We start from the raw sequence: 24,448 nt of genomic DNA, 5'->3' as shown, positions 1-24,448 counted from the left end.
ATTCCTCCCGCCTTTCGCTATTAAAGCGTTTTGGCTTTCTCCACGGCTTCTTCAATCACACCAACATATCGGAAAGCTTCTTCCGGAAGGTCGTCATGTTTGCCCTCGAGAATTTCTTTAAAGCTGCGAACGGATTCTTTAACAGGTACATATTTGCCTTTGATACCTGTGAACGGTTCAGCAACGTGGAACGGTTGAGACAGGAAGAGTTGAATTTTACGTGCGCGAGACACGGTCAATTTATCTTCTTCGCTTAGCTCGTCCATACCAAGGATTGCGATAATATCTTGAAGCTCTTTGTAGCGCTGAAGAATTTTCTTAACGCCTTGAGCTACATTGTAGTGCTCTTCGCCCAAAACTGCAGGACTTAGGATACGGGAAGACGACGCGAGCGGATCAACCGCTGGGAAGATACCCATCTCGGAGATTTTACGCTCAAGGTTCGTCGTAGCATCCAAGTGGGCAAACGTCGTTGCAGGAGCCGGATCCGTGTAGTCATCGGCAGGCACGTAGATCGCTTGGATCGAAGTAACCGAGCCTTTTTTCGTTGACGTGATACGCTCTTGCAGCTGACCCATTTCAGTTGCCAGCGTTGGCTGGTAACCTACTGCGGAAGGCATACGGCCTAGAAGGGCCGAAACCTCGGAGCCTGCTTGCGTGAAACGGAAGATGTTGTCGACGAACAATAGTACGTCTTTACCTTCCTCATCACGGAAATATTCAGCCATTGTCAGACCCGTCAAAGCAACACGTTGACGTGCGCCTGGCGGCTCATTCATTTGTCCGAATACCATCGCAGTTTTGCTAAGAACTCCGGAGTCTTTCATCTCGTGGTAAAGGTCATTACCTTCACGAGTACGCTCACCAACACCCGCGAATACGGAAATACCGCCGTGTTCTTGTGCGATGTTGTTGATAAGCTCTTGAATCGTAACCGTTTTACCTACGCCCGCGCCGCCGAAGAGGCCGATTTTACCGCCTTTTGCGTATGGAGCGAGAAGGTCGATTACTTTGATGCCTGTTTCAAGAATTTCCGCTTGCGTGGATAATTGGTCGAAAGCTGGTGCTGGACGGTGAATTGGAAGATTAATTGTCGAAGTGGCATCGCCAGCTTCGTCGATCGGCTCTCCAAGTACGTTGAATACACGGCCGAGCGTTGAAGCTCCAACCGGAATAGTAATGGGTGCGCCTGTATCTACAGCGATCATACCGCGTACAAGACCGTCTGTCGTACTCATAGCTACGGCACGTACCTTATTGTCACCGAGGTGAACGGCTACTTCAAGCGTCAAGTTAATATCAATGCCGCCTGCTTCGCCCTTTTGCTCGATTTTGACAGCGTTCAAAATTTCCGGCAAATTGCCGCGTTCGAACTCTAAGTCTACGACCGGACCCATGACGGATACAACATGTCCTTTTTTCATGGTTTTCCCTCCTGGTTCCTTCTTGTTACTGCAAGCCGGTCAGCTTATGACAAGCGCCCGGCTCTTGCAGCTATAGGTTACGATTGGGCGTTTGCCCCCGCAACGATTTCGGATATTTCTTGCGTAATCGCCGCTTGACGCGCTCTATTGTATGTGAGCGTTAATTGGTTGATGATCTTCGTCGCATTTTTCGTTGCGCTTCCCATGGCAGTCATACGTGCCCCGAACTCACTTGCTTTGCCGTCTAGAACCGCGCTGTAAATGAGCGTTTCCGCATATTTAGGCAGCAGCACTTCAAGCACGCCCTCCGGTGATGGCTCGTATTCGTACGATGTGACAGATGCGTTTCCGCCCACTTCTTCAAGCGGCAATAAACGTAATGCTGTCGGAACTTGAGTAATCGCATTAACGAATTCGTTGTAGTACAAGTAAAGCTCATCATAAGCGCCTTCAGAGAACTTCTTAACCGCAGAATAAGCAACCGATTTAATGTCGGCGAATGTCGGCGAATCCGGCAAGCCAGTCACTTCCTCAACGATTGGCATGTTACGGCGGCGGAAGTAATCCCGGCCCTTACGTCCGATAACGAACAGCACGTAATCATCATTTGACTGATGCTTTTCACGAATCGTTTGCGTTACTTTACGAAGAATGTTCGCGTTGTAGCCGCCTGCAAGACCGCGGTCGGAAGTAATAACGAGATAACCCGTCTTCTTTACCGGACGCGATTCTAGCATCGGATGCTTCACACCCTTTGTGCCGGCTGCGATGCTTGCTACAACTTCCTTCAGCTTCTCAGCGTATGGACGCGATGCTTGAGCAGCTTCCTGCGCTTTTCTCAAGCGGGAAGCGGCAACCATCTCCATCGCTTTTGTGATCTGCTTTGTATTTTGTTTACTCTTGATCTCGCGTTTAATATCGCGCATACCTTTTGCCATTTGGTTTCACCCGCCTTTGTTGCGTTGGAGCTTGCTTATAACTGCTTATTGAAGGCATGGACTGCGAGCAGGACTATTGCCTGCGGCCGCTGTTGAAGTTGCACGTAAACTCTCCGGCAACAGTCCCGCTCTCCGTCCACACTTCAATGCAAGTTATGCACAGAGCTCTTCACGCCTGGTGTTGGTAGGAGTAAGGAGCTCAAGCCCGGATTGGAATACTCGGGCTTTGGCTTTTTATTTTTAAGCCGTTACAGCGAAGCTTTTCTTAAATTTATTGATTGCTTCTACGAGAGCTTTCTCGTTATCTGCAGTGATGTCCTTCGTATCACGGATCGATTGGCCGATTTCAGGGCTGTTCGAATCCAGGTATGCATGGAACTCTTTCTCAAAACGAAGGATATTCGATACCGGAATTTCATCCAAGTGACCTTTAACCGCTGAGTAGATCGAGATAACTTGCTTCTCAACCGGCATCGGCTGGTTAACGTCTTGCTTAAGAATTTCCATCGTGCGCGCACCGCGGTTAAGGCGGGCAAGCGTCGATTTGTCGAGGTCAGAGCCGAATTGCGAGAACGCTTGAAGCTCACGGTAAGCCGCAAGATCCAGACGGAGCGTACCAGCTACCTTCTTCATCGCTTTAATTTGAGCGGAACCGCCTACACGGGATACGGAGATACCAACGTTAACCGCTGGACGTTGACCGGCGTAGAACAGATCTGCTTCCAGGAAGATTTGACCGTCTGTGATCGAGATAACATTCGTTGGAATGTATGCCGATACATCGGATGCTTGTGTCTCAATGAATGGCAATGCCGTCATTGAACCTCCGCCTCTAGCATCGCTTAGCTTAGCTGCACGCTCAAGCAAACGGGAGTGCAAGTAGAATACGTCACCCGGATATGCTTCACGACCCGGTGGACGGCGAAGCAAGAGTGATAGCTCACGGTAAGCTGCCGCTTGTTTCGACAAGTCATCATAGATAACGAGAACGTGCTCGCCTTTGTACATGAAGTACTCGCCCATTGTGCAGCCTGCATATGGAGCCAGGAAGAGCAATGGTGCCGGTTCAGATGCGCCAGCTGTTACAACGATAGTGTAATCAAGTGCGCCATGGCGGCGAAGCGTTTCTACTACGTTCGCAACAGTGGATTGTTTTTGGCCGACAGCAACGTAAATACATTTCACGCCGTTGCCTTTTTGGTTGATGATTGCATCGATTGCAATCGCTGTTTTACCTGTTTGACGGTCGCCGATGATAAGCTCACGTTGTCCGCGGCCAACCGGTACCATCGCGTCGATTGCTTTAATTCCCGTTTGCATAGGCTCATGAACCGATTTACGGTCAATTACGCCCGGCGCTTGAGATTCAATCGCACGGAATTGAGTTGTGTTGATAGGTCCTTTGCCGTCAAGCGGCTGACCAAGCGGGTTTACTACGCGGCCAAGAAGCTCTTCGCCGACTGGTACTTCCATAATACGGCCTGTACGTTTTACTTGATCGCCTTCACGAATATCCGTGTATGGTCCAAGGATAACGACACCGACATTGCTTTCTTCCAAGTTCAAAGCCATACCGACAACACCGTTAGAGAATTCGAGCAGTTCGCCCTGCATCGCATTTTCCAAACCGTGTACGCGGGCGATACCGTCACCGACATTGATTACGGTGCCGACGTCTACGACTTGAATTTCGGATTTATATTGTTCGATCTGTTGTTTAATCAGCGTGCTGATTTCATCAGGTCTGATACTCAATTCGTTCACCCCTATCTACAATGCATTAGATTTTAAACGATTTTTGTAAACGCTCCAGCTTGCCGGACAAGCTGCCGTCATAAAGGCGGTCGCCGATGCGTACTTGCACGCCGCCGAGTAAAGATGAATCAACAATTTGCTCAGCAACGATCTTCTTGCCGCTCAACTTGCCGAAGATGATTTCCACTTCAGACAACTCTGCACCCGTTAATGACTTGGCTGTATATACCGTTGCTTGAGCTTGACCGAGCGATTCTCCGGCAACTTTGGTATACGCCTTGTATACATCGGCAATGAGATCTTGGCGTCCGCGGATAATAAGAAGTTCAAGCGTGTGAAGCAGCAGCGCGGATATCTGATCGCCGAACGATCCTTTGAACACGGCAATCTTTTTCGCCGGATCGATACTTGGAAGATCCAGAAATTTAGAAGCTTCCGGTTCTTTCCCCAAAGTATCAACGACAAGCTTCAGCTGCTCACCCACTTGTGAAACGATGCTTTGCTCCTGCGCAAGCTCAAACAGTGCTTTAGCGTAGCGCTTCGCTACCACGGTATCCCGGCTCATTTGCTTCCTACCTCTTTCAGGTATTGGTCAACCAGCTTCTCCTGGGACTTCTCATCAACTTGCTGCTCGATAATTTTCGAAGCAATTTTAACAGAGATGCCGCCAACCTCTTCGCGAAGAGCAGCAACCGCTTTGTTTTTCTCGCTCTCGATATCTTTAACCGCTTCGTCCTTCAGACGACTCGACTCGGATTTTGCAACCTGAATAATATCTTCTGCTTGTTTCGAGCTGGTAGCCTTCGCTTGCTCGATGATGTCATAAGCTTCTTTACGAGCTTCCTGAAGTGCTTGTTTCTGTTGCTCCAACTGCTGCTCAGCTTGCTGACGGCTTGCTTCCGCATTATTGATCTGGTCCGCAACGAATTGCTTGCGTTGTTCCATAATGCTCAGCAAAGGTCCGAACGCGTAGCGCTTAAGCAAGAACAGAAGAATCAGAAACGCAACCAGCTGGATGATAAACGTCGACCATACGATTTCCAAAAAACGTCACTCCTTTCCATAGCTTAACACGATTTAAACCAAACTCATGGTGCGTATAACTTGCCAGCCCGGAGGACTGAACAAAAAGGAAGGCGCGGAGGTAAACCCACTCTCCCCGCCATGTGTGATTGCTTAATATTAAGCGCGGCCCAAGAAAATGAACGCCAATACGAGCGTGATAACCGGAAGTGCTTCTACAAGCGCTACCCCGATGAACATAGTCGTTTGAAGCGTACCGCGAAGCTCAGGTTGACGGGAAATACCTTCAACCGTACGGCCTACGATCAAACCGTTACCAATACCAGCGCCCAATGCGCCCAAACCAAAAACAATTGCTGCTGCAACTAATGCCAATGCTCCCATTAGAAAAATCCTCCTCAACTTTTTGAAAAAATTTTGTTTTATATTGACCGTCGGTCCGGACTTTTAGTCGTTATCCTCTGGTTTGAAGCCCTATTAATGCTCTCCATGCTCTTCATGCACAATCGATTGCGACATGTATACCATCGTCAGCATACAGAATACGAATGCCTGGATAGCCCCAATAAACATACTGAAGCCTTGCCATACAACGAGCGCAGGAAGTCCAAAGACGCCCATGCCCAAGATGACGGAAATCATCACTTCGCCCGCGAAAATGTTACCGTAAAGACGCAGTGCAAGCGACAACGGTTTCGACACTTCCTTAATTAGAGCGAGCGGCAAAAATCCCCAGTGCGGTTCGATGTAATGCTTTAAGTAGTGTTTCCTATTAAGTCGAAGACCCTCAATATGTGTCAGCAGGATAACGATTACCGTCAGTGCACCCGTGACCGCTACATCCGCAGTCGGCGACTTCCACCATGCCACGTGGCCTTCCTCTGCACCTTTCAAATCAAGCTCCATGCCGAAAACGGTTGCGCCATGATGTACTTCCGTAATGATACCGAACGGCAAGCCGAGCATATCGCCTACAAAAATGTACATAATCAAGGTGATTCCCAAAATCAGGTATGGACGGCCTTTTTTAAGATCCATCGAGGTGCCGATAATGCCGATAACGAATTCGATGACCCACTCCATGAAGTTTTGCATCTTCGTAGGGTTGGTGACGGATAAGTTTCTTACGGCTAACCGCGCCAATACGAATACGATAACGCTAGTGATGATGATCATATAGATGGCAGCCAAATCAAACTTAATGCCAGCTAAATGAACCGTTGGAAAAATATGATCCATTAGTTGTTTTCACCCCTTTCGTCGGTAGAATTGGTCGCCATCAACTTCCGCTTGGACAAAAAACCCAGTATGAGTGTTGCCAATTGCGCAACAAATAATCCAGCCACAGTCGCAGGAAGTTGAAACGTGTAAGTTTTTATCGCAATGACTACTGCAAGAAGCGCAATACATGCCCGTGTAAAAAATCCGAGATTCGCTCTTCGGTTTGTTTGAGCAGCGGCATTCGCCCCAATCCGCGTAACCTTCCATGCTAAATGACGGGCATTCAGCAGACTGGCAGCACCGCCAATCATGAGCCCGCCCCACCAGCTTTCATAAGCAGGAAGAAAAACCCAGGCCAAACAGCACACGGACAAAAAAAAGAAGGTTAATCTTGTTACGGCTTTTACGTGGGCCGACAAATCGTCCATTATTTCGTTTTGCCCCCCACAAATGTCCGAATCAGGAAATAAATCGTAATAACGCCGACCGCAAGTCCCGCCACTAATCCGATGATGGAGTAGTATTCGGTACCGCTTACTTTATCAGCTTTATTGCCAAGCCAGTAGCCTGCTCCCAGACATACGGCTAGATCGACTCCAACGGCGCCGACCAATCCCATAGCTCGCCAAGGATCATCTCCAAAGCTACTTTCACTTGGTTTCCGATTTTCCTCGGATGGTTGTTTATTGGATCGATCCATAGGGAATCACTCCAAAACTCTCATTTATTTTATCGAAGCGCTTCAAGTTTTGTCAATTGATTTAAATTCAAACATTTAGTGAACGAAAGCTCGAAAAACCCTGTAAATAAAGGATTCTTAGCGTCCAAAACCGTACAGTACTACTGTATGCTGTATATTGGGCGGCTAGCATTTCATCATTTTAAAACTATGAACTTTGTGTGAACGAATCGGGACGCTGCTTCAACCTGCCAAAATGATGCAAAATCGCGTCTACAATACGCTCGGAAGCGTGTCCGTCGCCATACGGATTTGCAGCTAGACTCATACGGCCGTACAGCTGGGAATCCGTTAGCAACGCATGCGCCCGGCTGTACACCAGCTCCTCATCCGTGCCCACAAGCTCAAGCGTTCCTGCCTCGATGCCCTCCGGACGCTCGGTCGTATCGCGAAGCACCAGCGTCGGCACGCCGAATGACGGAGCCTCCTCCTGCAAGCCGCCGGAATCCGTCATAATCATATAAGCGTGCGGGTAGAAATTGTGGAACTCGAATACGTCGAGCGGATCGATCAAGCGAATACGCGGATGATCGCCCAAAATTTCATTCGCCGGCTCTCTCACGGCTGGATTCGGATGCACCGCGTACACGATGACAACATCCTCATGCTCGTCGGCGATCCGCTTTACGGCACGGAAAATGTTCCGGTGCGGCTCGCCAAGCGCTTCCCTGCGGTGTGCTGTCATGAGAATCATCCGTTTACCCTTCGCCCAATCTATGACGGGATGCGAGAACGATTCGTCCACCGTATATTGAAATACGTCAGTGGCGGTGTTTCCGGTCACATAAATAGCAGCATCCGATTTATTCTCTTTGCGCAAATTGTTAGCCGACCATTCCGTCGGTGCAAAGTGCACGTCAGAGAGCACGCCGGCAAGCTGCCGATTCATTTCCTCCGGATACGGAGAAAGCTTGTTCCAAGTACGAAGCCCCGCCTCCACGTGACCGACCTGTATTTGCTTCAGGAACGCCGCATAGCTCGCGAGAAACGTCGTTTGCGTGTCGCCGTGAACGAGTACGATATCGGGCTTCGCTTGCGTTAGAACAGGATCAAGCCCTTCCAGAACGCGTACAGTCGTCTCGGTTAACGTCTGACGATCCTTCATGACATTCAAATCATAGTTCGGGTGGATCTCAAAAAAATCAAGAACCTGGTCCAGCATTTGGCGATGCTGCGCCGTTACGCATACAATCGATTCGATCTCGTCTTCGCGTTTCTGCAGCTCAAGCACGAGAGGTGCCATCTTGACTGCCTCAGGACGCGTTCCGAAAATGGTCATTACCTTCAGTTTAGACAAAAGCTCTCACTCCTATTTACTCCAATTATAATTTCATGCTTGCTCAGGTTAGTTCGTACCGAACATGCGGTCTCCAGCGTCTCCTAAACCCGGGACGATGTAGCCCTTCTCGTTCAGACGCTCATCCAAGGCCGCGATATAAATATCGACATCGGGATGCGCTTCCTGTACCGCCTTCACGCCCTCCGGAGCAGCTATAAGACACATTAATTTAATTTGGTCGCAGTTGTGGTTCTTCAGTGAAGTGATGGCTGCGATAGCCGAGCCGCCCGTTGCAAGCATGGGATCAATGACGATGAGCAGACGATTTGGGGCATCCGTCGGCAAATTGATATAATATTCCTTCGGCTGAAGCGTCTCGTGATCGCGCGCAAGGCCGATATGGCCCACTTTTGCGGATGGAATCAGCTTCAATATGCCGTCTACCATGCCAAGTCCGGCACGCAGAATAGGCACAAGGCCGAGCATTCTTCCGGATACAACCTTGGCATCCGTCTCAGCGACAGGCGTTTGAACCTTGATCGTATCAAGCGGTATTTCTCTCGTAAGTTCGTATGACATTAATGTAGCGACTTCGTCAACCAATTCCCGAAAATCTTTCGTATTCGTCTCTTTATTCCGAATAAAAGTCAGCTTATGCTGAATTAACGGATGGTCGCAAATGATTAATTTGCTCATGGAGCGGTATTCCTCCCGTTTGTTGTTATAGGCCCAGACACAATCCCGTATATTATAGCATTGTAAACTATCGGTTGCATCTTGAGTTTTGAAGGCAGCCTCAACAAATACCGGGACTTGCATGAAAGTAGCTGGCCTATATACTCAACTGCTGCCGCAGCCGCCTCCGCCGCAAGAAGACCCGCCGCCGTCCCCGCCTCCGCTTCCGCAGGACGAATCGCCGCCAGAGCCGCCGTCTGAATGGTCTCTCCCGTCATCAGAGGACCCGCTGCAGGCATAAGTAGAATCACCGCTGCCGTTCGCTTTGCGTTCATCCTCGTTTTGTTCCTGGTCCATTTGCTTTGCAAAATCGTTAGGATGCGATACGGAGTGGTAAATGAGCAGTCCCGAAAGCAGGCCGGTTGCTCCAAGCGCAGGATCGTAGCCATACCCGCTTGCAGAGCCGGGTTCTCTTCCGTAAGGCGATTCGCCGCTCCGGGCTGCCGTAAGCTGCGATTTGGCCCGATCGATCAAATAGCTGGCCGATGCATGCAAATCGGCATGTCGCGCCGATGCTTTGACGTTAAACCATTGATCGCGCAGCTTATCCGCGCTCCACTCTGCAAGCTCCTCCAGCTTTTGCTCCGGCATTCGGGTCCGATAGAACGCCCCCCATATTCTGCCGCTTGCCGGCGCCTGTCCGAACAGCTCGCCATACACCCAATCGAACAGGGCCCGCTCTCCCGGATGAGGCGAAGCGCCGGGCGCATGAGGCGCATGGTGAATCATTTCGCCGCAGAAGCGCGAGCAGAACTGCTCATACTCCCTCGTGAACATAAGCATCTCATGCCAGACCGCATCCGCCTGTCTGCTGTACATGGGAACGCCGCGCATGATGCCGCACATCAGAAAGTAACGCTTCAGCTCAAACCAAGTCCAATCCCATTCTTTATCCTTTATCCTCGGATACTCCTTTAATACCCGGTCCTTTACGCGGCTTTCAAAGTCTAAGCCAAGCGCAGACTCGAGGCGCTCTGCTGCTGGTCTAGCGGGGTGACCGTGTGGTACGCCGAGCGCCGGCGGCAGCTCCGCATCCGGCCAAGGCGCAAATACATTCGTCCGGCCAATAGGGCCTCTGCCCGTTCCTCCTGAATAGCCGTTACGACCATTACCCTTCGATTTCATGATTGCGCTCACTGCAATAAATAGAATTGCAGCAATGAACAAAACTGTTAAGACCAGAGCCATCTCATCCTCCCAAGCCATTCCGTCGTAACTCTATATTAACACAATTTTTGGAAATGCGGCTTTCGTTGTAGACTCATCGTTTTAACCTGCCCGTTAACAGCAGCATAAAAAAGGAGATAACGATTGTACAAACCGTCCATGCCCATGCCATCGTCAAATGACCTGCATCAACCGCCACGTAGATAGCAGTAGGAATCGTTTGCGTTCTTCCTGGAATATTCCCGGCAATCATAAGCGTTGCTCCAAATTCACCCAATCCACGGGCGAACCCGAGAATATAACCCGACAGCACCGATCGCGATGCAAGAGGGAAGGTGATGAACCGGAAAACCTGCCACTCGCTTGCTCCAATCGACCTTGCTGCTTCTTCCAGGTCCCGGTCTACAGAGTCGAAGCCGACTTTCATCGCTTGGTAAACAAGCGGAAAAGCCACAACGATCGCAGCAATAACCGCAGCCCACCACGAAAATATAATGGGTGCTGCAAACAACCACTCAAAAAATCGGCCAACCACACTCCTCCTGCCCAATATGACCAGCAGCAAGAAACCGACAACCGTAGGCGGAAGCACCATAGGCAGCATAAATATCGTTTCAAGGACGATCTTTCCACTGAATTTTTTTCGAGACATCCACCAGGCTGCAGCAATCCCAATGGTTCCCGTCAGCACGCTCGCCAAAAAGGTGACTTGAAGCGACAAACCTATAGGAGGCCATAACTCAAACCAATCTATACTTAATAAAATCATTTTGGGATTTTAAAGCCGTATTTTACAAATACGTCTAAAGCTTCGTTTGTTTGAAGAAAATCATATAGCTCTTCCGCTTCTTCAGCATGCTTGGATGCTTTCACAATACCTACCGGATAGTTAATCGGAGAATAGCTGTTTGGATCAACGGCGAACGCAACTTTTACATTATCAGAGGCAAGGGCATCCGTCTTGTAAACAAAACCCGCGTCCACATTGCCTGTTTCCGTGTATTGCAGCACTTGCCGAACATCCTTGGCTTGCACGATTTTGGTTTGCAAAGCATCCGATAAATTAGCATTGGTTAGCGCTTCTTGGGCATACTTACCGGCAGGCACGCTCTCCGGAATACCGATAGCGATTTTTTTCACTTCTTCTTTTTTCAAGTCCTGTTCGTTGCCAATGTTCAGCTTGCTATCTGACGGCACAACGACAACCAGCTCGTTTGACAATAAATGATGCTGCTGTTCGGAATCGATCAATTGATTATCAACCAAAGCTTTCATGTTTTTGGCTGCTGCCGATAAAAACAAATCCGCAGGAGCGCCTTGCTCGATTTGCTGCTGCAGCGCCCCCGATGCGCCAAAGTTAAAGACCAGCTTAATACCGCTATGTTTCGTTTCATAAATAGACTGGATCTCATTCAAAACGTCTGTTAAACTCGCAGCCGCAGAGATGGTCAGCTCCACTGTTTCAGCCGGAGACTCGCTGGCTTGATTCGCGGCTGGGGATTGCGCAGAGGTTGCCGTTTGCGATCCGGAACCCGCTCCGCACGCACTCAATAAAAGCGACAAGATTAAGAGAACAGACAACATCATACTGCTTTTAACGAATCTTAACATTTATTATCCTCCACATCTCTATGTTGTCTTGTTTTAATATATCAAGTGTTAATTATACTTACATTTCATAGAAAATGTATACTGGAATCCGGCCCGCGCTAGCTCTTCAAGCCATTACCGGTTATGCTTCCCGCACAGGCGAAATTTTGTACGAAACCTAAACGGTCAAATCCGTTCGGTTTAAGACTTAAAGATTGAATCGACGCCTCGTGATATTAATCATAAAAAAGCCAAACAGAATATCTCCAGTGTACAGCATCCTCTAACAGGGTACAATTCCACGATTTCTATGTTAGATATAACCAAGTATTGCTTTATCCACAATCATCCACAGTTTATCCACAGCTTTATCCACTTTTTAAATGAATCTTCATTCATCTTACAGACGCATAGTAACAAGCGGCAAAATGCCCTTTCCTCGCCTCAAGCAAAAAGACCTATCCGGCACTAAAGCGCCGAATAGGTCTTTATAAGGAAAAAACCGATTAGTAAGTCATGCCCGGGTAAAGCGGGTATTGCGCAGTAAGATCGCGAACCATACCTCGAGCTTTCGCAAGCACTTCTTGATCTTGCGGGCTGTTAAGCACCAGCGCGATAACCTCAGCAATAACCTTCATCGCTTTTTCGTCCATGCCGCGAGCCGTCGCTGCCGGCGTACCAATACGAATGCCGGATGTTACGAACGGGCTTGTCGGATCGAATGGAATCGCGTTTTTGTTAACCGTGATACCCACTTCATCAAGCACATGCTCTGCCACTTTTCCTGTAATGTTCAGACTGCGCGTGTCGAGCAGCATCAAGTGGTTGTCTGTACCGCCTGAAACGATGTTGAAGCCTTTTGCAATAAGCTCTTCGGAAAGAACTTTCGCGTTTTGGACGACTTTTGTCGCGTATTGCTTGAATTCCGGTTTAAGCGCTTCGCCGAAAGCTACTGCTTTTGCGGCAATAATATGCATCAAAGGTCCGCCTTGCGAGCCTGGGAATACCGCTTTATCGATTGCCGCCGCCCAAGGCTGACGACAAAGGATCATACCGCCGCGAGGACCGCGAAGCGTTTTGTGCGTTGTTGTCGTTACGAAATGCGCATGCGGTACCGGGCTCGGGTGCAGGCCCGCAGCTACCAAACCTGCGATGTGAGCCATATCAACCATAAACAAAGCGCCTATGTCATTGGCAATTTTACCAAGCTTTTCGAAATCGATCGTGCGCGGGTATGCACTTGCGCCAGCCACGATCAAACGAGGACGGTGTTTGAAGGCAAGCTTGCGAACTTCTTCATAGTCGATTGTGAAGGAATCCTCTTGCACGCCGTATGCAACGAAATTGTAAAGCAAGCCTGATGCGTTAACCGGGCTGCCGTGCGTCAAGTGACCGCCATGCGCCAGGTTCATACCGAGAACCGTGTCGCCAGGCTGCAAAGCTGCAAGGTAAACGGCCATGTTCGCTTGCGCGCCGGAGTGAGGCTGCACGTTCGCATGCTCAGCGCCGAATAGCTCTTTTGCACGGTTGCGGGCGATATCCTCAACGATATCCACATGCTCGCAGCCGCCGTAGAAACGTTTGCTTGGGTAGCCTTCTGCATATTTATTCGTAAGTACGCTTCCCATAGCTTCTAATACTGCTTCGCTAACGATGTTCTCCGATGCGATAAGCTCGATGTTGTCGCGTTGACGACCAAGCTCAAGACCTAGCGCTTTTAATACTTCCGGATCTTGTTTGCGTAAATTTTCCATCTCAAAATTCCTCCTTAAGTTTAGAAAGCCTTTATTTAAAATGGGCTAATCAAATGATTACAGCTCATGGCTTAACTACTCGCATGCTCCGGCAGACTGCTCTGCCTTTATATTCGTTTCCAGATTATACACCGCACGGGAACCGCCTATGAGCTTTGGTCTCGTAACGGCCATCGTAACGTGAGCTTCGCCAATACTGCGGATTGACGGACGCACCGGAACAGCTACCTGCTTCAAATGCATGCCGATAAACGTATCGCCGATATCGATGCCGGCGTGCGCTTGCACAGCTTCTGCCAAACATGGCTTCTTCAGCTGACGATAGGCAAAAGCCGCCATCGACCCGCCCGCTTTCGGAACGGGAACCGCACTCACGATGTCCAGCCCGTAACGCTCGGCAGCAGCCCGTTCGATAACGAGCGCGCGATTCAAATGCTCGCAGCATTGATACACCGGAATGAAGCCGGCTTCGCTTCGGACAGCCTCAACGCCTTCGTAAATCTGCGCAGCTGTCCCAGTCGTTCCCGCCGTACCGATGCGATGCCCGAGCACCTCACTAGTACTTACACCAATGACAAGCAGTTGACCCCTGACAAGCCCGCCTGCTGAGACCAGCTCTCGAACAATCGTCTCTACCTGACCAGCAATGACTCCCGGCTTTACGTTATCGTTTTCGCTCATTGCGATGCCCCCTAATTAGGACTGGCTTATATATGGTTCTTCAATTTGCATCACTTTATTTACCCGGCCGACATGACGCTCTCCATTTGAGAAAGGCGTTTCAAGCCAAATGCGAATAATTTCCAGAGCCATTCCAGGGCCGATAACACGTTCCCCAAGCGCCAATACGTTCGTATCGTTATGCTCGCGGGTTGCTTTGGCCGAGAACATATCACTCACTAAAGCACAGCGGATGCCCCGCACCTTATTAGCCGCAATCGACATCCCAATACCCGTTCCGCAAATCAAAATACCGCGCTCTGCTTTGCCACTCGTAACAAGGTCGCACACGGGTAATGCATAGTCCGGATAATCAACCGATTGGTCGCAGCTGCAACCGACATCTTCAATTTCATGACCCAGCGATTGAAGAAACGGTACAACCTCATCCTTCAAACGGTAACCTGCATGATCGGCACCAATTGCAATTTTCAACGTAAAAGACCTCCTTCGAAATGAAACTTCACAGTGCTAGTATACCTGTTTTTGCGAAAAAAGACGAAAAAAAGAGCAAGACATGCTTATTAGCATGCTGCTCTTTGCCCAGGCGACCGGCCGTATATTCCGATGCTCCACCGTGGTTAACCCACTTCCGTCGCCAGTTACATCGGAAACCGTATTATGTATTTTCATAATAGCCGAAGCGGCATGAAAAATCAATCTAATTTGATGCGGGCAAACGCGCCATTATCTTTTTGCAAGCTTGTCCAGCAGCTTCACGAGCGCATCCTCGATTTCATTCGCGCTGCTGTTGTAAATGGAGAGCGAGCCTCCGAACGGATCAACGATGTCGAAGCTTGGAATACGGCGCTCCAGCTCAAGCAGCCGGCTTCTTTCTCCCGCAGTCAGCTGTTGTCCAAGAGCCTGCTTCATATGAAGCTCCGAATAAAGCCGCTCCAGCTCTTCGATATCAGCGAGTATTCGGGCATCCTGATTCGCGTATTCCTTCAGCGTATAGGTTTTGTCTACCGCCTCAGGATGCCATTGCAGCAGTCCCCGCTTGTGGTTTGCCGTCATCGTCAATATAATATCAGCCCAGCCGACTGCCTCGCCCGTCAGCGCCAGCGAAGTGCTGTTATGCGCAATGTCCCGTTGTCTAAGCGTCTCTACGGCATGTGCCGAGACCGGCAAACCATCGATGGTGGATATGCCCGCTGAGCGCACGGCAACCGTAATGCCTCTCAGAGCAGCCATCCGGCGCAGCATAGCCTCCGCCATCGGCGAGCGGCACGTATTGCCTGTACAAACAAATAAAATACGTTTCACACTGCCAACTCCTTTTTTCCCCTAATCAAAGCTGTCTGTCGATTAAGCGTAAACGGCTGTCGCGTCCTTTGACGGCAATAGCTCGTTTCGCGGTGAAATATAAGCTTAATTATAAAATGTGAAACTAATAAATTCTTATATTTCAAAAAATAAACAAAATGCCGAAGATGAACAAAATCCCTCCGCCAATGGCTTCGCCATATTCTCCGAAATTACCGCTTACTTTACGCCCGAGCATCAAGCCAAGCACCGACATTAGTCCGCCAAAAAAACCAATCAGCAAAATCGTCGTCCACATATTGACCGCAAACATCCCGAGCGTTATGCCTACCGAGAAAGAATCAATGCTAACGCTAATCGAAAGCACCAGCAGACCCCATAAAGACCGGTGGTCAAAGGATTGTACCGCTTCTCCGCGCAGCGAGCTGTAAATCATATGTCCTCCGAGCAGCACCAGCAGCAAGCCGGCTGCGGTCGTTGCCACATCTCCGAGCAAGCCGCTTACATACTGCCCGGTATATATGCCTGCCAGCGGCATTATAACATGAAACAACGCGATAACGATGCCGAGCTTCAAAATATCTACCAGACGAACACCTTTCAGCCCAATCCCGATTCCAAGCGAAAAAGCATCCAGACCGAGCGCCATCGCTATGATGAACAGCGTTAAAAATTGCCCGGCATGTACCTGTGCGTCAACCACAGCCAATCTCCCCCATGTCCGCAAGTATTCTCTACCAAACATATGCGGACATGAGGACAAACATACTATTGCTGTTTCAAGCCTGTTGGCTACTCCTATACGCGAATGATTCGGTTGCCTGCCGCCTTCGCCAGCCGGTTCATCAGAGCGGCGCCAATGCCCTGCCCGCTGCTAGCCTCCGCCCAAATGCGCTGTGCGCCAGCCCCGTCAAATTCACGCAGAGCCGCATACAGAAGATGTGCGGCTGCACCGAGATCCGCCTCGCTGCCCAGCGACAATACACAGTCTGCCTCGTAGCGGGCAAGCCGCTCTTCGAAGGCGAGCACACCAGTAACCTCGCCGCGCATTCGCGCAGCTTCCACTTGCCCTTGAATATAAGCCGCGACGGCTTCAGGATCACCCTGTACGAGCTCCAGCTCCCCTTGCGGCGCATAATGCGTATATTTCATACCTGGAGAACGCGGCGCCGCTTCCGGTTCCTCTAACGAAGCGCTGTCGATTGCTGCGCCTGGCGCCGCTTGCTGCAGCGCCTCAAGCGTAATCCCACCGGGACGCAGTATACGAATCCCGTAATCGCCATCCAGCTCGATCACGGTCGATTCCAAGCCGACGCCTGTCGGTCCGTCATCGACAACGCCATCGATTCGCCCATCCAAATCCTCCAGCACATGCTCCGCCAGCGTGGGGCTTGGCCTGCCCGAGCGATTCGCGCTCGGAGCGGCAACCGGGCAGCCCGCTTGCACGAGCAGCGCAAGCGCCGTTCTATGGTCCGGCATCCGAATGCCCACAGTAGACAGTCCTGCCGTTACGAGCGGCGAAAGCGCCCCAGCACGAACAGGCAGCACGATCGTGAGCGGTCCCGGCCAAAAGCGGTCCATAAGCGCCGCTGCAAGCTGCGGATACGGCAGCACCAGTTCATCCAGCTGCTTGCGGTGCGCAATATGCACAATTAGCGGATTGTCCGAAGGACGTCCCTTTGCTGCAAATATCCGCCCGACAGCCGCTGTGCTCCGGGCATCCGCCCCAAGCCCGTAAACCGTCTCCGTCGGGAAAGCAATAAGACCGCCCTCCCTTAGCTGCCTTGCAGCCTCCGAAAGCTTCGAGCCAAGCTGTTCACCGCCCGCCTGCTTCACGCGCCATACGTTTGTTATCGTCATCTCTATCCTTCAATCCTTGCCCTAAAATTAAATTGTCCATTCTTCTGCTATTATAGCATACGCACCCGGAAACGAGCAGAAACTGGACATCTCAGCAGCCAAATGGCTGCAGGGGCTCTTTTCACTATAGCGGCCTTTTCATTTGATTTTGCTTAATTATACAGTTTATTGGGAGAGCAGCTTCTGAAAAAGACCGATTACTTTTACAAAATAGAGTTAATACGCTTGCACAAATCTAAAAACAAAAAATGGCTGTCTCTCAGGTTTTTAGACCTCTTGAGACAGCCGCCGTTCCTTATGCAAACAACGATTTAATCCAATCAATAAGGGATTTAATCATTTCCCAGAGGAAAAATTTCGCTTCAGGCGCTACACCCTCGGAAGGCGCATCCGCCGGAGCAGCTTGCAGAGCGGCTGCCTTCTCCGGTTTAGCATCAGCCTTCGCCATTGCCGTCTGCGCTGTTTCAGTGGAGGATGCTGCCGACGCTTCGCCGCTTGCAGCGTCAATGAAGCAAAGCGGCGGGAACAGCACGCACCACCAATTTTGTCCCCCGCCTTCGCCAAGCGTGATGCGGAGAGCTTCATAGTCGCCGGCAGGATAAACTTCATTGCCGTACATTTTCGTCGGGAATGGCACCATGCTAAGCTCTGCGGAGGAACCGTATTTAAAGCCGCGGCTCTCGAGCACCTGCGCTGTAACCCGTTCAATCTCGGGCATATGGGCGATAATCGTCTGGCGCGCTTCCTCAATCGTCTGAGGAGCCATAGCCCAGCCGTTCATCGCTTTAACGATCTCATCCCGCACCAGACGCTTCACGACTTGGTCGGCGGGATTATCGGAGTTTGCTAAAATACGGAGACGAATCGCTTCCTGCGGAATTTGGCCGCCTGCGACCGCCGCGTCCATCTGCTGGGATTCCCAGCTCATAATTAAGATGATAAGTGCAAATACAATAAAGCCGTATGATTTACGGTAAACAAACCGATTAGAACTAACCGAATTAGAATGAGCGGATTTCGAAATATTGGAATAAGAATGAATGGAATAATGGCTGGACATACACACAAGCTCCTCTCGTCGCACCCGTCAGTGCGTCTGCTTGCGTTCCGGAACGTATCTATCCGTCATTATGTCCGTCTAAGGGAATATATAAACCTAGCAATCTATCTATTTTCAAGCGTAAAAATGTAAACCCGTTTAGACTGTTCAGCTCAGCCGCCTGGCAGGTTATAATAACGTCAGTAACAATAAAAGCTAAATAAGAATCATCTCTATTTTGCACATGATAAGGACGGATGCATAAATGGATTTTGATGAAGCCTATACGGCATATCGGCCGCTGCTCCATTCGATCGCTTACCGGATGCTGGGCTCCTACAGCGAGGCCGAGGACCTGGTTCAGGATGTATTTGCGGATTTTAGCCGGCTCGACCCCCATAACATCAACAATGAAAAAGCGTATTTAATACGGATGATAACCAATCGTTCACTCAATCTCAGCCAATCGGCGCGCAAGCGGAGAGAGGTATATATTGGAGAATGGCTCCCCGAGCCTGACGTAAGCTCTATCCGGCAGGACCCGGCGGAGCTTTATGCAGAGCATGAGTCGATCTCCTATGCCCTGCTTGTCATGCTGGAGAAGCTGTCGGCGGTCGAGAGGGCTGTATTCATTCTCAGGGAATCGCTGCAGTATGAATACGGGGAAATAGCGGCGTGCTTGCAAAAAACAGAAGCCAACTGCCGTAAAATTTTTAGCCGGGCCAAGGACAAGCTGCAGCAGGATAGAAGCCCGCTTCCGGTAAACTCGGTCACAGCCGAACCGTTCGTGGCCGCCTTTATGGAGGCTGCTGCCTCAGGAAATTTCAACAAGCTGATTACGCTTTTAACCGAAGAAGCCGTTCTTATTTCCGATGGCGGCGGCAAGATGCGCGCGGCTGTTTTCGCTATCATCAGCAGAGCTCGCGTCATGGCTTTTTTGCAGGGCGTTATTCCGAAAAACTTCCTTGGCGATGACCAACAAATAGCCGTTGTCAACGGACAAGCCGGCATCGTCATCATTAAGGATGGCATGCCGAGAAGTGTCATCAGCTTCCAGCTTGACGAGTCACGGCAGAGGGCCCAGCGGATTTTCATCATGTTGAACCCCGACAAGCTGAAGCATGTCGAGCTCGATTAAACACATCGGCGAAAATATTTTTCTTAAACATGGAACTCCTGTCACAACCGGATACGGTACTTTGTCTTAGATAATGAAGTCACTCGTATGGGCCCTCTGAGGCCAACAAATCGGATCGTAGAGGAGAATGAAAACCATGACACAAAGAACCGCTGTAATCAAAGAAATACCCGCCGCTTATCAAGCGATGATCGGACTTGAAAAATTTTTGGACACCACCAGCATCAGCAAACAGCTGAAGGAATTGATTAAAATTCGCGCGTCGCAAATAAATGGCTGTGCCTACTGCATTGACATGCACACCAAAGACGCAAGAGCGTTAGGCGAAACCGAGCAGCGGATATATGCTTTGAGCGCTTGGCGCGATACGCCTTTCTTCACGCCGGCGGAGAGAGCGGTGCTTGCCCTGACGGAGTCTGTCACAGTCATTACGAAGGAGCATGTGCCCGACGCGGTGTACGATGAAGCTGCCCGCCATTTCGACAGCAAGCAGGTAGGCGAGATCATTATGGCGATCATCACAATCAATGCCTGGAACCGTATTGCGATTAGCACGAACATGATGCCAGAGTAAGGGGAAGCGGCGTGTTAAGGGCATTTGATTCGCTTTTGAGTGGAATAGAAAAATAAAGTTTCTCTATTCTTGCTGTTTGGGTTAGTTGGGGAAAATAGAGAAAAACATTTTCTCTATTTAATCAGAATCGGCGCGTTAATAGGCATTTGGTTCGCTTTTGACTGGAATAGAGAAATAAACTTTCTCTATTTCTGCTGTTTGGGTTGGTTTTGGGAAAATAGAGAAAAATATTTTCTCTATTTCATCAGAAGCAGCTTGCCAACAGCCAGTTGGCAATAGCAACTCAAGCACGATGGCTTCATGCAAGCACGCAGAGTGAGGTTAGCTTCATATTTGGGGCAGAGACGATTTGCTGCATATCCGTCTCCATGAACTCAAATATACGTCAATCGGCCTTTATGTAACTAGCGGTACAAGACCACTTAAGTTTTCTAAGGATAGAATGCATTGGCGCTCGCGGCACAGCAAGTCTAATCATAAATGTAAACGAAAAGGATGCTGCCGAAATGAAACTTTCGGCAGCATCCTTTTTTTGCGAAAAATATCTCACCGCGGCTGCGGCTGCGTTGCGATGACGTGACGTTCGATTCCGGCGTAGTCGTTAATGATGCGGATGTCATCCCAGTGGCCCATACAACGCAGCAGGTCTGCAACGATGCGGGGCTGGCCCATGCCGAGCTCGAAGGCGACGATGCGGGGCATCTGCGCGAGCATCGGAAGCTGCTCCAGCATGCGGCGGTACGGATCTAAGCCGTCCGCCCCGCCTTCCAGCGCTAGATGCGGCTCATAGTCGCGCACCTCGCGCTGCAGGCCCGGCATATCCGCCGACGGAATGTACGGCGGGTTGGATACAAGCACGTCTATGCGCAGCATTTCGTGCGGCAGGTTGTTTGGCTCATGCCCGGATATGAAGGGCATGAGCAGGTCGCCCTGCACGAATGCCATCCGGTCCGCCGCCTCATGGCGGACCGCGTTCGAGCGGGCGACTGCCAGCGATTCCGGCGATAGATCGGACGCGCTAACGCGCCACGAGGGACGCTGCGCAGCTAGCGTCACGGCGATGGCGCCACTGCCTGTGCCGATGTCAACGACCGTCGGCGCCTGCTTCTCCTCTGCGCCCGCCCGCCCGCTCGCCGCAGCAGGCCAGATCAGATCGGCTGCCTCAAGCACGGCTTCAACGAGCAGCTCCGTCTCGGGACGAGGAATGAGCACCGCCGGCGAGACGGCAAACGGCCGGCCATAGAACCATTGCTCGCCAATCATGTATTGGACCGGCTCTCCAAGCGCCTTACGGCACACGAGCGATTCCCATTCAGCAAGCTTATCCGCTGGAAACGGATCTCCTCCGTCGCGCAGCAGCGCAGCCCGGTCAATGCCTAGCAGATGCATAAGCAGCAGCTCAGCGTTATTGCGGGGCTCCTCTACCGCTTCCGCCTTCAACAGGGAAGCGGCGCGCACGCTCGCCTCACGTATCGTTAACGGCAGCGCAAACCATTGCATGCTCTTTATTTCGTCCATTCCTTCAATGCTCCTTCAGAAAAACCGCATGCGTACACTTGCGTTCATTGTCCAAATCACAAGCGTAAACAGCTGTCACCGGGAGGCAACAGCTCGTTTCGCGGTGAAATATAAGCTTATTTATAAATGTGAAACTTATAAATTCTTATATTTTAACAAAACGCCGGACGGCTGTTTGCTTATCGTAAGCATCCAGCGGCCCAGCGTAACTTTTGTTAAGCCATTTCACGTTCCATAAGATCAGCTTGCTCCGCAATCGTAAGCGACGAGATAACCTCCGATAGATCGCCGTTCATAACCGAATCCAGCTTATGCAGCGTCAATCCGATACGGTGATCCGTTACACGGCTTTGCGGGAAATTGTACGTACGAATCCGTTCGCTGCGGTCTCCCGTTCCGACCTTGCTCTTCCGCTCGCCAGCATATTTCGCTTCTTCCTCTTGGCGGCGAACATCGGAAATACGGGCACGAAGCACTGCGAGCGCCTTCGCCTTATTCTCATTCTGTGATTTGCCATCCTGACAAGTTGCCATGATGCCCGTCGGAACGTGTAAGACGCGTACCGCGGATTTCGTGGTATTAACGGATTGGCCGCCCGCTCCGCTGGAGCAGAATGTATCAACACGAATATCCTTGTCGAGAATTTCAACCTCTACATCTTCAACCTCCGGCATAACGGCAACCGTCGAAGTCGAGGTATGAATACGTCCGCCGGATTCCGTTACTGGAATACGCTGAACGCGATGCGCGCCGCTTTCGAACTTCAGCTTGCTGTAAGCGCCTTTGCCCGTAACCATGAAAATAACCTCTTTAAAACCGCCAAGATCATTCTCGCTGAAATCCATCAGCTCAACGCGCCAGCCTTGCGCATCTGCAAACTTCGTATACATGCGGTACAGCTCATAAGCGAACAAAGCTGCTTCATCGCCGCCTGCAGCGCCGCGAATTTCGACGATAACGTTCTTATCGTCGTTCGGATCCTTCGGCAGCAATACGATGCGAATCTTCTCGTCAAGCTCCGCTTGGCGCTTGCTTAACTCGTCTATTTCCATCTTTACCATTTCGCGCATTTCGTCATCGAGCTTCTCTGCCTGCATCAGCTTAGCATCTTCTAGCTGCTCGGTAACTTGTTTATATTCCATAAAGGCATCATACGCCTCTTGTAAATCTGACTGCTCCTTGGATAGCTCTCTAAGCCGCTTGGGATCACTGGATACATTTGGATCACACAATAGCTCACTTAGCTTCTCGTACCGGTCTGCGAGTGCCTGTAAACGGTCAAACACGATCATTCACCTCTGTTTATTCCATTAGGATAATGTTCATTATACCATATCAACGGGTTTCTATCGACTGCTGGTTTGGATTAACAATACGGTAAACACGCCCAAACTTTGAACTTCTTCCGCTCAAAGCCATAATCATTCACCTTTCTGCCTTACATATGCCCGTCGATTGCCTTTTGTTACTTCCCGTAAGCCAAAAACCCCATAAGCGCAATGCAGCACTTACAGGGCCATATTATTCCCAATCTATTTACACGTTAAAACGGAAATGGATAACGTCTCCGTCACGAACAACGTATTCCTTGCCCTCAAGACGAACCTGACCTTTCTCACGTGCCGCTACCATCGAGCCGGCAGCTGCCAGATCGGTAAAGGAAACAACCTCGGCACGGATGAATCCGCGTTCGAAGTCCGTATGAATGACGCCTGCTGCTTGCGGCGCTTTCGTTCCGCTGCGAATGGTCCATGCGCGAACCTCTTGCACGCCTGCCGTAAAGTAGGTATACAGTCCAAGCAATTTATACGCTGCGCTAATCAGACGGTTTAAGCCGGATTCCGACATGCCCAGCTCTTCAAGGAACATCTCCTTGTCCTCGCCCTCAAGCTCAGCAATTTCAGCTTCAACCTTCGCGCTGATCGGCACCACTTCCGCGCCTTCTTCGGCCGCGAATTCGCGAACCCGTTGAACATACTCATTGCCGTCTGAATTTGAAACCTCGTCCTCGCTCACGTTCGCGGCGTACAATACGGTCTTCATCGTCAGCAAGTGCAGATCGCGAACGAGCAGCTTCTCGTCCTCGCTTAGCTCCAGGCTGCGGGCAGGCTTATCATTGTAAAGAGCTTCCTTGATACGCTCAAGCACTTCGATTTCTTGGGCAACCTTCTTGTCGCCGCCCTTTAAGTTTTTACGCGAGCGTTCGATCTTCTTCTCAACAGAATCAATATCTGCCAAAATAAGCTCCAAATTAATCGTTTGGATATCGCTGATCGGATCAACCTTACCGGATACATGCGTAATATTGTCGTCCTGGAAGCAGCGGACAACATGGACAATCGCATCAACCTCACGGATATGCGCCAAAAACTTGTTGCCGAGTCCTTCCCCTTTGCTCGCGCCTGCTACGAGGCCGGCAATATCAACAAACTCAAACGCTGTTGGAACAATGCTCTTAGGCACGACAAGCTCAACCAGCTTGTTCAAGCGCTCGTCCGGCACCTCAACAACGCCAACGTTCGGATCTATCGTACAAAATGGATAATTGGCAGATTCTGCTCCAGCTTGCGTAATCGCGTTAAACAATGTCGATTTGCCGACGTTGGGCAAACCCACTATTCCTGCTTTCAATGCCATGCTATAAGACACCCCTATTTTCCCGAAAGTAAACAACTTCAGCTATTATACCCCAGCGTCACCTACATTGA

General features: G+C 50.3%; 27 protein-coding genes and 1 riboswitch. Of the genes, 2 read left to right on the top strand and 25 right to left on the bottom strand.

Annotated features, from left to right (window positions below):
- Positions 1-20: 20 nt before the first annotated feature.
- From atpD to spoIIR, 21 genes are all read right to left on the bottom strand, one after another.
- A complete protein-coding gene (gene atpD / locus ASG81_RS06835; protein WP_056630943.1) occupies positions 21-1,424 on the bottom strand; it encodes a F0F1 ATP synthase subunit beta in 1,404 nt (467 codons plus the stop codon).
- 77 nt (positions 1,425-1,501) lie between these two features.
- Complete coding sequence (atpG, locus tag ASG81_RS06830) at positions 1,502-2,362, bottom strand: ATP synthase F1 subunit gamma (protein ID WP_056630941.1); 861 nt, start codon at positions 2,360-2,362, stop codon at positions 1,502-1,504.
- Positions 2,363-2,602: 240 nt separating this feature from the next.
- The gene (atpA, locus tag ASG81_RS06825) at positions 2,603-4,117 is read right to left on the bottom strand and encodes a F0F1 ATP synthase subunit alpha (RefSeq protein ID WP_056630938.1); all 1,515 of its coding nucleotides are present in this window, start codon (positions 4,115-4,117) and stop codon (positions 2,603-2,605) included.
- A 25-nt stretch (positions 4,118-4,142) separates the two neighbouring features.
- The gene (locus ASG81_RS06820) at positions 4,143-4,682 is read right to left on the bottom strand and encodes a F0F1 ATP synthase subunit delta (protein WP_056630930.1); all 540 of its coding nucleotides are present in this window, start codon (positions 4,680-4,682) and stop codon (positions 4,143-4,145) included.
- On the bottom strand, positions 4,679-5,161 hold the full coding sequence (atpF, locus tag ASG81_RS06815) for a F0F1 ATP synthase subunit B (protein WP_056630927.1): 483 nt from the start codon (positions 5,159-5,161) through the stop codon (positions 4,679-4,681). Before atpF ends, ASG81_RS06820 begins: the two co-directional genes overlap by 4 nt.
- 138 nt (positions 5,162-5,299) lie before the next feature.
- On the bottom strand, positions 5,300-5,524 hold the full coding sequence (atpE, locus tag ASG81_RS06810; protein ID WP_056630924.1) for a F0F1 ATP synthase subunit C: 225 nt from the start codon (positions 5,522-5,524) through the stop codon (positions 5,300-5,302).
- A gap of 93 nt (positions 5,525-5,617) precedes the next feature.
- The gene (gene atpB, locus ASG81_RS06805; protein ID WP_056630920.1) at positions 5,618-6,379 is read right to left on the bottom strand and encodes a F0F1 ATP synthase subunit A; all 762 of its coding nucleotides are present in this window, start codon (positions 6,377-6,379) and stop codon (positions 5,618-5,620) included.
- On the bottom strand, positions 6,379-6,789 hold the full coding sequence (locus ASG81_RS06800; protein WP_056630917.1) for an ATP synthase subunit I: 411 nt from the start codon (positions 6,787-6,789) through the stop codon (positions 6,379-6,381). The genes atpB and ASG81_RS06800 overlap by 1 nt, the downstream gene beginning before the upstream one ends.
- The gene (locus tag ASG81_RS06795) at positions 6,789-7,061 is read right to left on the bottom strand and encodes an AtpZ/AtpI family protein (RefSeq protein WP_056630912.1); all 273 of its coding nucleotides are present in this window, start codon (positions 7,059-7,061) and stop codon (positions 6,789-6,791) included. The genes ASG81_RS06800 and ASG81_RS06795 overlap by 1 nt, the downstream gene beginning before the upstream one ends.
- 187 nt (positions 7,062-7,248) lie before the next feature.
- A complete protein-coding gene (gene wecB, locus ASG81_RS06790; RefSeq protein ID WP_056630907.1) occupies positions 7,249-8,397 on the bottom strand; it encodes a non-hydrolyzing UDP-N-acetylglucosamine 2-epimerase in 1,149 nt (382 codons plus the stop codon).
- 48 nt (positions 8,398-8,445) lie between these two features.
- A complete protein-coding gene (upp, locus tag ASG81_RS06785; protein WP_056630905.1) occupies positions 8,446-9,075 on the bottom strand; it encodes a uracil phosphoribosyltransferase in 630 nt (209 codons plus the stop codon).
- Positions 9,076-9,219: 144 nt separating this feature from the next.
- Positions 9,220-10,302, bottom strand: a complete 1,083-nt coding sequence (locus tag ASG81_RS06780) for a hypothetical protein (protein WP_056630902.1) — start codon at positions 10,300-10,302, stop codon at positions 9,220-9,222.
- A 73-nt stretch (positions 10,303-10,375) separates the two neighbouring features.
- Positions 10,376-11,050: a molybdate ABC transporter permease subunit gene (modB, locus tag ASG81_RS06775; RefSeq protein ID WP_056630901.1), complete on the bottom strand. Its 675-nt coding sequence runs from the start codon at positions 11,048-11,050 to the stop codon at positions 10,376-10,378.
- The gene (gene modA, locus ASG81_RS06770) at positions 11,047-11,892 is read right to left on the bottom strand and encodes a molybdate ABC transporter substrate-binding protein (RefSeq protein ID WP_056630900.1); all 846 of its coding nucleotides are present in this window, start codon (positions 11,890-11,892) and stop codon (positions 11,047-11,049) included. Before modA ends, modB begins: the two co-directional genes overlap by 4 nt.
- Positions 11,893-12,377: 485 nt before the next feature.
- Entirely contained in the window at positions 12,378-13,625 is a 1,248-nt protein-coding gene (gene glyA / locus ASG81_RS06765) for a serine hydroxymethyltransferase (RefSeq protein WP_056630898.1), read from the bottom strand.
- Positions 13,626-13,700: 75 nt separating this feature from the next.
- On the bottom strand, positions 13,701-14,306 hold the full coding sequence (locus ASG81_RS06760) for a TIGR01440 family protein (RefSeq protein ID WP_056630893.1): 606 nt from the start codon (positions 14,304-14,306) through the stop codon (positions 13,701-13,703).
- A 15-nt stretch (positions 14,307-14,321) separates the two neighbouring features.
- Positions 14,322-14,780 (bottom strand): ribose 5-phosphate isomerase B, encoded by a 459-nt coding sequence (gene rpiB / locus ASG81_RS06755; RefSeq protein WP_056630890.1) that lies wholly within the window; start codon positions 14,778-14,780, stop codon positions 14,322-14,324.
- A gap of 99 nt (positions 14,781-14,879) precedes the next feature.
- Positions 14,880-14,961: riboswitch (ZMP/ZTP riboswitch) on the bottom strand.
- 71 nt (positions 14,962-15,032) lie between these two features.
- Positions 15,033-15,611 carry a low molecular weight protein arginine phosphatase gene (locus tag ASG81_RS06750; RefSeq protein ID WP_056630887.1) on the bottom strand — a complete coding sequence of 193 codons (579 nt, stop codon included), beginning with the start codon at positions 15,609-15,611 and terminating at the stop codon, positions 15,033-15,035.
- 142 nt (positions 15,612-15,753) lie between these two features.
- Entirely contained in the window at positions 15,754-16,314 is a 561-nt protein-coding gene (locus tag ASG81_RS06745; RefSeq protein ID WP_235548761.1) for a manganese efflux pump MntP, read from the bottom strand.
- A gap of 95 nt (positions 16,315-16,409) precedes the next feature.
- A complete protein-coding gene (locus ASG81_RS06740) occupies positions 16,410-17,471 on the bottom strand; it encodes an L-threonylcarbamoyladenylate synthase (protein ID WP_056630884.1) in 1,062 nt (353 codons plus the stop codon).
- 295 nt (positions 17,472-17,766) lie between these two features.
- Entirely contained in the window at positions 17,767-18,531 is a 765-nt protein-coding gene (spoIIR, locus tag ASG81_RS06735) for a stage II sporulation protein R (protein WP_081417178.1), read from the bottom strand.
- Between the two features lie 244 nt (positions 18,532-18,775).
- Here spoIIR and sigJ point away from each other — a divergent pair, with 244 nt between their 5' ends.
- On the top strand, positions 18,776-19,648 hold the full coding sequence (gene sigJ, locus ASG81_RS06730; RefSeq protein WP_056630881.1) for an RNA polymerase sigma factor SigJ: 873 nt from the start codon (positions 18,776-18,778) through the stop codon (positions 19,646-19,648).
- 136 nt (positions 19,649-19,784) lie between these two features.
- The gene (locus tag ASG81_RS06725) at positions 19,785-20,222 is read left to right on the top strand and encodes a carboxymuconolactone decarboxylase family protein (RefSeq protein WP_056630878.1); all 438 of its coding nucleotides are present in this window, start codon (positions 19,785-19,787) and stop codon (positions 20,220-20,222) included.
- A gap of 135 nt (positions 20,223-20,357) precedes the next feature.
- Here ASG81_RS06725 and ASG81_RS30635 read toward each other — a convergent pair whose 3' ends face one another.
- From ASG81_RS30635 to ychF, 4 genes are all read right to left on the bottom strand, one after another.
- The gene (locus ASG81_RS30635; RefSeq protein WP_155971281.1) at positions 20,358-20,513 is read right to left on the bottom strand and encodes a hypothetical protein; all 156 of its coding nucleotides are present in this window, start codon (positions 20,511-20,513) and stop codon (positions 20,358-20,360) included.
- A 255-nt stretch (positions 20,514-20,768) separates the two neighbouring features.
- Positions 20,769-21,740: a peptide chain release factor N(5)-glutamine methyltransferase gene (prmC, locus tag ASG81_RS06720; RefSeq protein ID WP_056630874.1), complete on the bottom strand. Its 972-nt coding sequence runs from the start codon at positions 21,738-21,740 to the stop codon at positions 20,769-20,771.
- 215 nt (positions 21,741-21,955) lie between these two features.
- Positions 21,956-23,026 carry a peptide chain release factor 1 gene (gene prfA, locus ASG81_RS06715; RefSeq protein WP_056630872.1) on the bottom strand — a complete coding sequence of 357 codons (1,071 nt, stop codon included), beginning with the start codon at positions 23,024-23,026 and terminating at the stop codon, positions 21,956-21,958.
- A 250-nt stretch (positions 23,027-23,276) separates the two neighbouring features.
- The gene (ychF, locus tag ASG81_RS06710) at positions 23,277-24,377 is read right to left on the bottom strand and encodes a redox-regulated ATPase YchF (RefSeq protein WP_056630870.1); all 1,101 of its coding nucleotides are present in this window, start codon (positions 24,375-24,377) and stop codon (positions 23,277-23,279) included.
- Between the last annotated feature and the right edge of the window lie 71 nt (positions 24,378-24,448).

Source organism: Paenibacillus sp. Soil522 (assembly GCF_001428245.1).
Taxonomy (GTDB): Bacteria; Bacillota; Bacilli; order Paenibacillales; family Paenibacillaceae; genus Pristimantibacillus.
This window is presented reverse-complemented; position numbering and strand designations above follow the sequence as displayed.

Excerpts from the sequence above, each read along its gene's own strand:
- atpD (WP_056630943.1), bottom strand. The coding sequence starts at position 1,424 with ATGAAAAAAGGACATGTTGTATCCGTCATGGGTCCGGTCGTAGACTTA.
- atpG (WP_056630941.1), bottom strand. The coding sequence starts at position 2,362 with ATGGCAAAAGGTATGCGCGATATTAAACGCGAGATCAAGAGTAAACAA.
- ASG81_RS06820 (WP_056630930.1), bottom strand. The coding sequence starts at position 4,682 with ATGAGCCGGGATACCGTGGTAGCGAAGCGCTACGCTAAAGCACTGTTT.
- atpE (WP_056630924.1), bottom strand. The coding sequence starts at position 5,524 with ATGGGAGCATTGGCATTAGTTGCAGCAGCAATTGTTTTTGGTTTGGGC.
- atpB (WP_056630920.1), bottom strand. The coding sequence starts at position 6,379 with ATGGATCATATTTTTCCAACGGTTCATTTAGCTGGCATTAAGTTTGAT.
- ASG81_RS06800 (WP_056630917.1), bottom strand. The coding sequence starts at position 6,789 with ATGGACGATTTGTCGGCCCACGTAAAAGCCGTAACAAGATTAACCTTC.
- ASG81_RS06795 (WP_056630912.1), bottom strand. The coding sequence starts at position 7,061 with ATGGATCGATCCAATAAACAACCATCCGAGGAAAATCGGAAACCAAGT.
- upp (WP_056630905.1), bottom strand. The coding sequence starts at position 9,075 with ATGAGCAAATTAATCATTTGCGACCATCCGTTAATTCAGCATAAGCTG.
- ASG81_RS06780 (WP_056630902.1), bottom strand. The coding sequence starts at position 10,302 with ATGGCTCTGGTCTTAACAGTTTTGTTCATTGCTGCAATTCTATTTATT.
- modB (WP_056630901.1), bottom strand. The coding sequence starts at position 11,050 with ATGATTTTATTAAGTATAGATTGGTTTGAGTTATGGCCTCCTATAGGT.
- modA (WP_056630900.1), bottom strand. The coding sequence starts at position 11,892 with ATGTTAAGATTCGTTAAAAGCAGTATGATGTTGTCTGTTCTCTTAATC.
- glyA (WP_056630898.1), bottom strand. The coding sequence starts at position 13,625 with ATGGAAAATTTACGCAAACAAGATCCGGAAGTATTAAAAGCGCTAGGT.
- ASG81_RS06760 (WP_056630893.1), bottom strand. The coding sequence starts at position 14,306 with ATGAGCGAAAACGATAACGTAAAGCCGGGAGTCATTGCTGGTCAGGTA.
- ASG81_RS06740 (WP_056630884.1), bottom strand. The coding sequence starts at position 17,471 with ATGACGATAACAAACGTATGGCGCGTGAAGCAGGCGGGCGGTGAACAG.
- spoIIR (WP_081417178.1), bottom strand. The coding sequence starts at position 18,531 with ATGTCCAGCCATTATTCCATTCATTCTTATTCCAATATTTCGAAATCC.
- sigJ (WP_056630881.1), top strand. The coding sequence starts at position 18,776 with ATGGATTTTGATGAAGCCTATACGGCATATCGGCCGCTGCTCCATTCG.
- ASG81_RS06725 (WP_056630878.1), top strand. The coding sequence starts at position 19,785 with ATGACACAAAGAACCGCTGTAATCAAAGAAATACCCGCCGCTTATCAA.
- prmC (WP_056630874.1), bottom strand. The coding sequence starts at position 21,740 with ATGGACGAAATAAAGAGCATGCAATGGTTTGCGCTGCCGTTAACGATA.
- ychF (WP_056630870.1), bottom strand. The coding sequence starts at position 24,377 with ATGGCATTGAAAGCAGGAATAGTGGGTTTGCCCAACGTCGGCAAATCG.